We start from the raw sequence: 9,669 nt of genomic DNA on the forward strand, positions 1-9,669 counted from the left end.
CTCCTTTCTACGTGGTCGTACTAGGTGGCGGATGTTGTTTCGCGGGGAGGGTTGGAGTCGCTGGCGCCCCGGAGTGGCGAGCGGGAGAGCCGCAGCGCATTGCCGACCACCGAGACCGAGCTCAGGCTCATCGCCAGCGCCGCGATCATCGGGCTCAGCAGCAGCCCGAACACCGGGTACAACACGCCAGCGGCGATCGGCACGCCAAGCGCGTTGTACAGAAACGCGAAGGTCAGGTTCTGCTTCATGTTGGACACGGTCGATTCCGAGATCATCCGCGCGCGCATGATTCCTCGCAGATCGCCCTTGACCAGGGTCACCTGGGCACTGGACATCGCGACGTCCGTACCGGTGCCCATCGCAATACCGACGTCGGCCGCGGCCAGCGCCGGCGCATCGTTGATGCCGTCTCCGGCCATCGCCACCCGGTGTCCTTCGCTCTTGAGGCGCTGCACGAGGTCGGCCTTGTCCTGCGGCCGCACTTCTCCATGCACCTCGTCAAGGCCGAGTTCCGCGGCCACCGCGCGGGCGGTGGTGAGCCCATCGCCAGTAGCCATGATGATTCGCACGCCGGCCGCCTGCAGTTCTCGGATCGCTGCAGCGGTGGACGGCTTGATGGGGTCCGCCACGGCAATGACACCGGCAAGCCGCCCGTCCGCCGCCAGGAACATGGCGCTCGCGCCCTCGCCACGGAGCCGTTCGGCGACGTCGACGTGGCGCTCGACATCGGCACCGATCTCCTGCATCAGCGCGGTATTGCCCAGCACGAGATCCTGGCCGGCGACCCTGCCACGCACGCCCATGCCGGTGACGGAGTCGAATCCCTCGACGTTATCGAGGCGCAGGTCCCGACGCCGCGCTTCGGCGACAATCGCATCCGCCAGCGGATGCTCGCTGCCCTGGTCGAGGCTCGCGGCGAGCTGCAGCACTTGCTCGTCCCGGTAGCCCTCGAAAGCCACCACCTCCTTGAAGGTAGGCCGGCCTTCGGTCAGGGTGCCGGTCTTGTCCACGATCAACGTGTCGATCTGGCGCATCTGCTCGATTGCTTCGGCATCGCGGAACAGCACGCCTGCCTGCGCCGCCCGCCCGGTGGCGACCATGATCGACATCGGTGTCGCAAGCCCAAGAGCGCACGGGCAGGCGATGATCAGCACCGAGACCGCGTTGAGCACTGCGAATGTCCACGCCGGTGCCGGGCCAAACAGGCCCCAGACGAAGAACGTGAGCACCGCCGCGGCCAGCACGGCCAGGACAAACCAGAAGGCGACCTTGTCGGCCATGCGTTGCATCGGCGCGCGCGAGCGTTGCGCCTGCGCGACCAGTTGCACGATCTGCGACAGCACCGTATCCGACCCGACCTTGCCGGCACGGATGACCAGCGCGCCGGTGCCGTTCTGGGTGGCACCGATGACGCTGGCGCCTACCGTCTTCTCGACCGGGATCGGCTCGCCCGTCAACATCGATTCGTCGACGCTGGAGCGTCCTTCGATCACCTCGCCATCGACCGGCACCTTCTCGCCTGGGCGGACGCGCAGGCGGTCGCCGACGTGGACGTGGGTCAGCGGGATGTCCTCTTCGGAGCCATCGTCGTTGAGTCGTCGGGCCTCCTTCGGCGCAAGGCCGAGCAACCCCTTGATTGCGGCGGAAGTCTTGGAGCGTGCGCGCAACTCGAGGATCTGCCCGAGCAACGTCAGCGACACGATCACGGCTGCGGCCTCGAAGTACACGCCGACGCGTCCATGCTCCCGGAACGAGGCGGGAAACAGGTCTGGTGCGACCGTCGCCACCACGCTGTAGCCGAATGCCGCCGCCACGCCGATCCCGATGAGCGTGAACATGTTCGGGCTGCGGTTGCGGATGGACTGGACGCAACGGACGAAGAATGGCCATCCGGCCCACAGTACGACCGGAGTGCTCAGGACCAGTTCGACCCACGTCTGGGTGCCCATGGGCAGCGGCAGGACCTCCTGGCCGAACAGGTCCAGCCGCGGCAGGTAGCGGCCAAACATCGCCAGGACCAGCGTCGCCAGCGTCAGTGGCAACGTCCACCAGAAGCGTCGCGAGAAGTCGCGGAGCTCGGGGTTGTCTTCGTCCTCCAGGCTGGGCATTTCAGGCTCGAGCGCCATGCCGCAGATCGGGCAGTTCCCGGGACCTTGCTGCCTGATCTCCGGGTGCATCGGGCAGGTGTAGGTGGCGGTCGCGTCGACCGGAGGAGCCTGTTGCGGCGTGAGGTAGCGTTCGGGATCAGCGGTGAACTTCTCGCGGCATCGGCCGGAACAGAAGTGGAACTGCGACCCGTTGTGTGTTGCGTGGTGCGGCGTCGTTTGCGGGTCCACCTGCATCCCGCACACAGGATCGACGGCCAAGTTCGTCGGCTTCGGCTCTGCGGCACCGCCGTGATCGCCAGCGTTCGGCTGCTCATGGCCATGGGAGTGCGTCGATGCGTTCATGCAGGACCTCGTTCAACGGAAGAGTGTGGTCGGTCGCGAGCGCGCCATGCCGAAAACGATGGCTTGGCTTGAACCCGGAGCCAGGTCTCAACCCTTGCGAAGGGCCCGCCCTTGCGGGCCGACCCTCCGCGGTGGGTCAGGCAGCGGCCGCCATGGCAGCGCAGCTTTCGGCACACCGTCGACAGATGTCGGCGCAGCGCTTCATCTGCGCGTCGTCACCCATGGACTCGCAGTCCGCCGCGCACTGGCGGCAGATCTCGGCACAGGCGCCGCAGATGACGTTGTGCACGCTGGAGCCGCGCAACATCGCGTCGGCGCTGGTCGCGCAAATGTCGGCGCAGGTGGCCATCAGGCTGATGTGTTCTGGTGCCGCGTGTGCGCCTCCTTTGGTCAGGCAGTAGTTGATGGTCTCCAGGCAGATCGCATGGCACTGGACACAGTTGTCAATGCAATCGTTCATCGCCTGAGGCCGATCAGCAGCGGAATGGTGAGTCATGTGATGCTCCTTCTTCCAAGCGGGCATAAAATCGGCGTGCCCGCATCACCGCCCCCTATTGCGCGGATCTGTCAGTGCTGTGCGAACGGTTCGGTCGTACCATCGCGATTGACGATCTCAACCGTGTAGGGCTCCTGGCGCCCGTCGGGCATCTCCATTCCCGGGGAGCCCATCGGCATGCCGGGAAGCACCAGGCCAATTGCGTCCGGCTTCTCCTCCAGCAACCGCTTGATGTCTGTGGCCGGCACATGGCCTTCGATCATGTAGCCGGCGATCTCCGCGGTATGGCATGAGCCCTTGCCATAGGGAACGCCCAACCGTTCTTTGACGGGCTGCAGGTTGTCGGCTTCGCGCACCTCGACTGCGAACCCGGCCTGCCGCACGTGCTCCACCCATGAACCGCAGCAGCCACAACTTGGGCTCTTGTGCACGATCATCAGCGGCAAGCCCATGGCGTTGTTCACGGAAGCGGGTGCCCGCTGGGCTGCCGCTTCGATCGCTGGTGGAGCTGCCGATGGCGCCGCCGATGGCGCTTGGGCACAGGCGCCCAGGGTCGCGAAGGCAATCGCCAACCCCGCATTACGCAGAAATAGACGCGTTTTCATGGGTCCTCCGGCTTTCAACGCTTGGTCCGTGACGACCAATGGATGTGGGCGATCCGCCAGCCCTCCGGTGTCTGCCGGAGCACCATGGTCTCGGCGCTGAGCAGCACCAGGGGTTTGCCGTCCTTCTTGGCGTGTAGTTCGCTCTCGCTGCCGATCCAGACGAGGTCGCCGGCAGTGCGTGCACGGCGCCGCAGCAACTGGCGGTGGGTTCCCTCCAGGAACTTTGCGTCACTGATGGCGTGGTGGCCGAGGTACTCGTCGCGGCTGCGTTCGGCCCCGCCCGATTCCAGGATCAGTACGTCCCGGGCGAGCAGCTCTTCCACTGTTTTCAGGTCGCCGCTGGCCAGGGCATCGCTGAACCGTTCGGCGACCGCCACGGCCGCTCCGGCCTGGGCAGGCACGTCGATCTGCGGCTGGTCCGCCGCTGCCGGGTGGTGCGCGTGCGAAGCCGCATCGGGCGCGGTCTGGGCGGACACGGTGCTGATTCCGCCCGCGGCGAGGATCAGGACCAGAAAGGTTGCGACAGATTTCATGTTCATAGCTCCGTGATCAGTGTTCGTGGTCGTGGCCGTCGTCGGCCGGATTCGTTTGCGGTGCAGGGTGTGATTCGACGGTTCCGTCGGCATGGCGGTGCTCGACCATCCGCGGTTGCGCCTCGGGCTCGTGGTGATCGGCAGCCGTGCCCGGCGGATGTGCGTGCGGCGCCTGGCCGCCATCGCCGTGGTGGTCATCCATGCCGGTCTGCGGTTTGGCCGCCGCGTCATCATGGGGCGGCGTGCCTGGTGGATGCACATGGCCCCCGGAACCATCAGCCGCTGCGGCGCCTGCCGCTGGATCGTCATGATGGTTCGCCGCGGCGCCTTCCCCATGAGGATGTGGCTGGGTCTCCCCGCCGCCGTGCGAATGCCCGCCGCTGCTGTCGACTATGGCCTGGTACCCGGCTTCGTCGAGCGTCGGCAGCACCTGGAGGAACGCGGCCATGTTCCAGATGTACTCGTCGGCCATGCTCTCGCCCCAAGCCGGCATGCCCGATGCCTTGATGCCGTGCTTGATGACCCAGAACGCTTCGGCGGCGTCGACCATGTGCCGGGTCAGGTTCGGCGGGGCGGGGTACAAACCCCGGCTCAACTCGGTATCCGGCATCCCCGGTGCCAGATGGCAGCCGCCGCACATGGCGGCATAGTTGCCCGAGCCCTGGACGATCCGCGCCGGATCCTCCAGGTTTGGCACCTGCAGCTCCTTGGCCCGGACCTTGATCGAGCGTTCGCGCAGCGTTTCGAGTGCCGAGTAGACCGGTCCCGTGTGCGGGTCGTCGGCGCCGATGTTGTACAGCCCCGACCAGACGAAGCCCGCCATCGCCAGCACGGCGATGAACGACAGTCCGACCAGCACGATCAGAGTTTTGCGTTTTACGAATGCCATGGTGGTGGTCTCCCCTAGAACCAGATGCGGATGCCGGCAACAATGCGCGTGTCCTCTATGTCGTCGGACTGTTCGCGCCGGTAGTCAGCAGTGCCGCCGTAAGCGCGTTCCCACACCACACCGATATAGGGCGCAAACTGGCGGTGGAACTCGTAACGCAGGCGGAAGCCCGCTTCCAGCGTGCTCAGGCCGCTGCCGATGCCGCGCTCCGGATCGTCCTGGCCCCATGCTTCGGCTCCGACCAGCCATTGGCCGATCAGCCGGTTGGTGAACAGCGTCTCGTACTCGGCTTCCAGCCCGAGCCCGGTCTGGCCCGACTCGCCCAAGTAGGCCGTGGCATCGACCTCGAACTTGTACGGCGCCACGCCCATGACGCCGACGGCAGCGAAGGTCGGCGATGGCCCCTCGCCAAAGTCGTGGCGGACGCCCGCGACGAGGTCCCACCAGCGTGCGATCGCGCGGCCGTACAGGACCTCGACATCGGCGGACTCATTGGTGCCGCCCACGCGCTCGCCTTCGCTGCGCAGCCACAGGCGATTCAGGTCGGTGCCTATCCAGGCGAGCGCCTCCCAGCCCACGCCTGTGCCTTCGTCGTCGGCATCCCAGGTCTCCAGCCGGTCGAGCAGCCAGTACGAATGAATCGCCGTGTCGTGGACGGCGTGGCCACCGACGTCCGGGAACGCAGCAGCGCGGTCACCGGGTGTGACCGGCGGAATCGGGTCGCGCGGTGCCGCGGTTGCGGGCAGGTCCTCATCCACAACGGTGCCGTGGCCCATGGCGGCGTGATCCACCGGTTCGGCCGGCGGAGCAGCCGTTGGCATGTGATGTCCTGCATGGGGATCGGCCGGTTCATCCGTTGCAGAGGCCGACTCGGCAGGCGCATGCACCGAGTGATCGACCGACGGTTCCTGCTGCGCGGGCTTGGCAGGCGGCGGCATGTGGTGGCTGGCATGCGGATCCTGCGGCGCCGGCGTCTCCTGCACTGGCGCGGCGGGCTCGACCGGGTGGTGCATGGAATGATCGACTTCCTGGCCCCAGGCGGGCGCGGCGCCCAGTGACAGCAGAACTGCCGCTGCCATGAGGGCAGTGCGTGGGTCGTGAGTGGACAGGTTCATGGCATTCACTCCTTCACCTGAACTTCCCGGAACATGCCGGCTTCCATGTGGTAGAGCAGATGGCAGTGGTAGGCCCAGCGGCCGAGCGCGTCGGCACGCACGCGGTAGCTGCGCTTGGTACCCGGCGGCATGTCGATGGTGTGCTTGCGCACTTGGAAGTTGCCGTCGGCGTCCTCCAGGTCGCTCCACATACCGTGCAGGTGGATCGGATGGGTCATCATCGTGTCGTTGACCAGGACGATGCGCATGCGCTCGCCGTAATTGAGCCGGAGCGGCTCGGCGTCGGAGAACTTCATGCCGTCAAACGACCACGCAAAACGCTCCATGTGGCCGGTGAGGTGCAACTCGACGGTGCGACCGGGCTCGCGGCCGTCCGGGTCGCGGAAAGTGCTGCGCAGGTCGGCGTAGGTCAGCACCCGACGTCCGTTGTCACGCAGGCCGATGCCGGGGTCATCGAGCTTCGGCGCGGGGTTCATGGTCTGCATGTCGACCAGCGGATTACCCTCCTCGCTGGCGGGGTGCTGCTGCATGCCGGCTGCGCCGTGGTCCATCGTCGCCATCGGGCCAGGCTTCATTGACGACGTGCCGTGCTGGCTGTGGTCCATGCCGGCGTGCTGCGTCCCGGCCATCGCGCCGGCTGACGACATCGCGGCCATGTCGTGGCCCGTGGCTCCGTGGTCCATGCCGCCCATCATTCCGTGCCCCATGTCATCCATGGTCAGGATCGGCTTGGGGTCCACCGACGGCACCGGCGCGCGCAGGCCTTCGCGCACCGCCAAGGTGCCACTGACATAGCCGGTGCGGCCCAGATCCTGCGCAAAGATGGTGAAGGCATCCTGCCCGCTGGGTTCGACGATCACGTCGAAGGTCTCGGCGGTGGCAATGCGGAACTCGTCGACGCTGACGGGATGCACGTACTGTCCATCGGCCGCAACCACCGTCATCTTCAGCCCGGGGATACGCACGTCGAAATGGGTCATCGACGATCCGTTGATAAAGCGCAAGCGGACCTTCTCGCCGGACCGGAACAGGCCGGTCCAGTTGCCCAGGGAAGTGGTTCCATTCATCAGGTAGGTGTAGGTGTTGCCGTTAACGTCCGACAGGTCGGTCGGCGTCATCCTCATCTCGCCCCACATCTTCCGGTTCTGGAGTGTGGCCGTGAGCCCATGCTGCTGGACGTCTTCGAAGAAGTCGCCAACGGTCTGTTTGGCGTAGTTGTCGAAATCGGACATCTTCTTGAGCCGGGCGAACAAGTAGGTCGGATCAAGATCAGTCCAGTCGGTCAGCATGACCACGTAGTCGCGGTCGTAGGCGAAAGGCTCCGGCTCGAGGGGCTCGATCACAAGCGGCCCATACAGACCGGCCTGCTCCTGGAACGCAGTGTGGCTGTGGTACCAGTAGGTGCCGCCCTGCACGACGTTGAAGCGATAGTGGTAGGTCTCGCCACGATCGATGCCGTCGAAGCTCAGCCCCGGCACACCGTCCATGTTGGCCGGCAGCAGAATTCCGTGCCAATGGATCGAGGTTGAATGGCCGTGGATCGAGTTGGGCGGTAGCGCGTTCCTGACCCGCAGGTTCACCGTGGTGCCTTCGCGCCAGCGCAGCAGCGGCGCAGGAACGGAACCGTTGACCGTGATCGCGGTCCGCGTTGCGCCGGTGAAGTTCATCGGCGTCTCACCGATGGTCAGGTCGAACTCGGTGCCCGACAGGATGTTGGGCACGCCTTGGGCATTGACCGCCCAGCTGTAGCGGGGCCAGAACCCCAAGGCGGCGACGGCACCGCCAGCGGCCAAGCCCTGCACGAAGCGGCGGCGCGACGGCGCAAGCAGCCCACCGGCGACCCGGTCGAAAGAATCGGATGACATGGAAGCTCCGTAAAGCGTCAGAGGGCTCGCGCGAATTGCGAGCGGATGCCTCGCCTGCCATGGAGATGGGCAGGCGGAAACGCGCCAGTAAGGCGCAGCAGGACGCTTAGCCGATCGGAGGTCGGATCAGGTGAGGCAGTGCAGGAGACGCATGGGCCGAGTACATCGGCCGGACGCTATCGGTGTGCTCGGGCACCGTGGCATTTAAAACGACCGCGACCACCGCGGCTTGGCAGTGATGCATGCAAGCACAGCGGCATTCACCCGTCTGGCAGCAGTCGCCAGGCGACTGCTGTTCTTCCCCTCCAGGAGAGCCTCCGCCATGAGCATGCCCCTCGAGGGGAGCCGAGCCTTCGGTGGGCTGGCCATGGCAGGGCTTCTTGGACTCTGCAGCCGACTGCGAGGCAGAATCTGCCGGGGTGTCCGAAATGCCCGCCGTGGAGTGGTTCGCGTGCATTGACGCCACTGCCACGCCCATGCCGTCGACCAACAAGGCGACAATCAAGAACAGCTGCAACAGGATGGAGCGGGCAGGCATGCCGCAAGTATACCGATGGCCGTAAAGCCCAGGTGAGTGGCGTGCAAGCGACAGGTACTTAGTATCGGCGGCGGGGTACAGCGCGCCCCGCATGAAAATGGTCCCATTGACCTCCTGACGCTTGGCTCCATTTTTAACTATGAGAATCATCGACTTAGGTCGCCTCCGTGCACGTTCACGCAGAGCCGCCATACGCGAAGCCCAACGCGGAATGAGTCTTGGCGTGCAGCGCCGATTACGGAGACGGCTTTCGGCTCCCGGTAGACCGCGCCGTACGGGTGCAGTCGCTAGAGTAGGCGGCTGCTGGTCAGCAGCCAGGAAGCGTTGGGCGGCAAACCGCCGAACGCCCTATCGCACCTGTTGCAAGTCGGCTATGCCAAGTGCGGGTTGAACGGGGGCAGCAGGGTCACACGTGGTAAGTTGAGGTCGAAGCTAGCGACGCAGCACTGGGCTGCTCGTGTGCGTTGACCAAGGCCCGCGCGAGCATCCCGGCCCCGCCCCAGACCAGCTGAGATGTGAACGCGTGGGGCGTGGTCTTGGTCTGGCTCCAAGCCGTCTCATTGGCGACCTGTTCCTGGGTAATGGCGTCGTTGATGAGAAGCAGCTTCAGGAAATCTCGACGCGGCTGCTCCAGTCGCTCGGGATGCTCTAGAAAGGGGTGGGGACGTCGCAAGTTTCACACGCATGAGTCGATATCTCCTGTGGGCTCTAGTACTAAATTGGGCCGAGCCACGAAGTGGCTTCGGGTCGAATGAACTGTTAGGCCGCGCGCCGAGTTGTACGGCGTGCGGCCACTGACCAAAAGAACAGCAACATTTCGAGGGCCAAATAGACAACACCGAGACCTGCAAGTGTGAGCCAGCCACTCGCCCGGGTTGGGCCGCAATACGCCCCCGTGAGGCAATGGAACAAGCGGGCCACAAGCTTGAATTCCATGCCAACAGCGACCGCGAACAGCACACCCAGTACCAGGTACAGCGCCTTTGCTGCGGAGCAAGAGTGCCATGGTGGCCGAACAGCATTTGGCCGGAACAACAGCCAAGCTCTAAGCGGAATGAGCGTTATAGCTGTTAGACCCACGAAGCCAAACGCATAAATCAAGATGGGAATAAAAGTCGCCATAGCAGCCTAAGACCGACTCGCGTGGCCACGTCCGCTTCGAATCGGTAGCTCACCTG

At 65.3% G+C, this 9,669-nt stretch carries 7 protein-coding genes; all 7 read right to left on the reverse strand.

What is annotated here, in order from left to right; genetic code table 11:
- Positions 1–20: 20 nt before the first annotated feature.
- Positions 21–2,450, reverse strand: coding sequence for a heavy metal translocating P-type ATPase (locus LY625_RS12970; protein WP_255703527.1), 2,430 nt, complete (start codon positions 2,448–2,450; stop codon positions 21–23).
- A 136-nt stretch (positions 2,451–2,586) separates the two neighbouring features.
- Positions 2,587–2,946 carry a four-helix bundle copper-binding protein gene (locus tag LY625_RS12975; protein ID WP_215217995.1) on the reverse strand — a complete coding sequence of 120 codons (360 nt, stop codon included), beginning with the start codon at positions 2,944–2,946 and terminating at the stop codon, positions 2,587–2,589.
- Positions 2,947–3,017: 71 nt separating this feature from the next.
- Entirely contained in the window at positions 3,018–3,551 is a 534-nt protein-coding gene (locus LY625_RS12980) for a DUF411 domain-containing protein (protein WP_215217996.1), read from the reverse strand.
- 14 nt (positions 3,552–3,565) lie between these two features.
- Complete coding sequence (locus tag LY625_RS12985) at positions 3,566–4,084, reverse strand: nuclear transport factor 2 family protein (RefSeq protein WP_233740733.1); 519 nt, start codon at positions 4,082–4,084, stop codon at positions 3,566–3,568.
- Positions 4,085–4,100: 16 nt separating this feature from the next.
- Positions 4,101–4,943, reverse strand: coding sequence for a cytochrome c (locus LY625_RS12990; RefSeq protein ID WP_233740734.1), 843 nt, complete (start codon positions 4,941–4,943; stop codon positions 4,101–4,103).
- Positions 4,944–4,987: 44 nt separating this feature from the next.
- On the reverse strand, positions 4,988–6,088 hold the full coding sequence (locus tag LY625_RS12995) for a copper resistance protein B (RefSeq protein WP_233740735.1): 1,101 nt from the start codon (positions 6,086–6,088) through the stop codon (positions 4,988–4,990).
- A 5-nt stretch (positions 6,089–6,093) separates the two neighbouring features.
- Positions 6,094–7,953, reverse strand: a complete 1,860-nt coding sequence (locus tag LY625_RS13000) for a copper resistance system multicopper oxidase (RefSeq protein ID WP_215218000.1) — start codon at positions 7,951–7,953, stop codon at positions 6,094–6,096.
- Between the last annotated feature and the right edge of the window lie 1,716 nt (positions 7,954–9,669).

It is taken from the genome of Lysobacter sp. GX 14042 (assembly GCF_021390425.1).
Taxonomy (GTDB): domain Bacteria; phylum Pseudomonadota; class Gammaproteobacteria; order Xanthomonadales; family Xanthomonadaceae; genus Novilysobacter.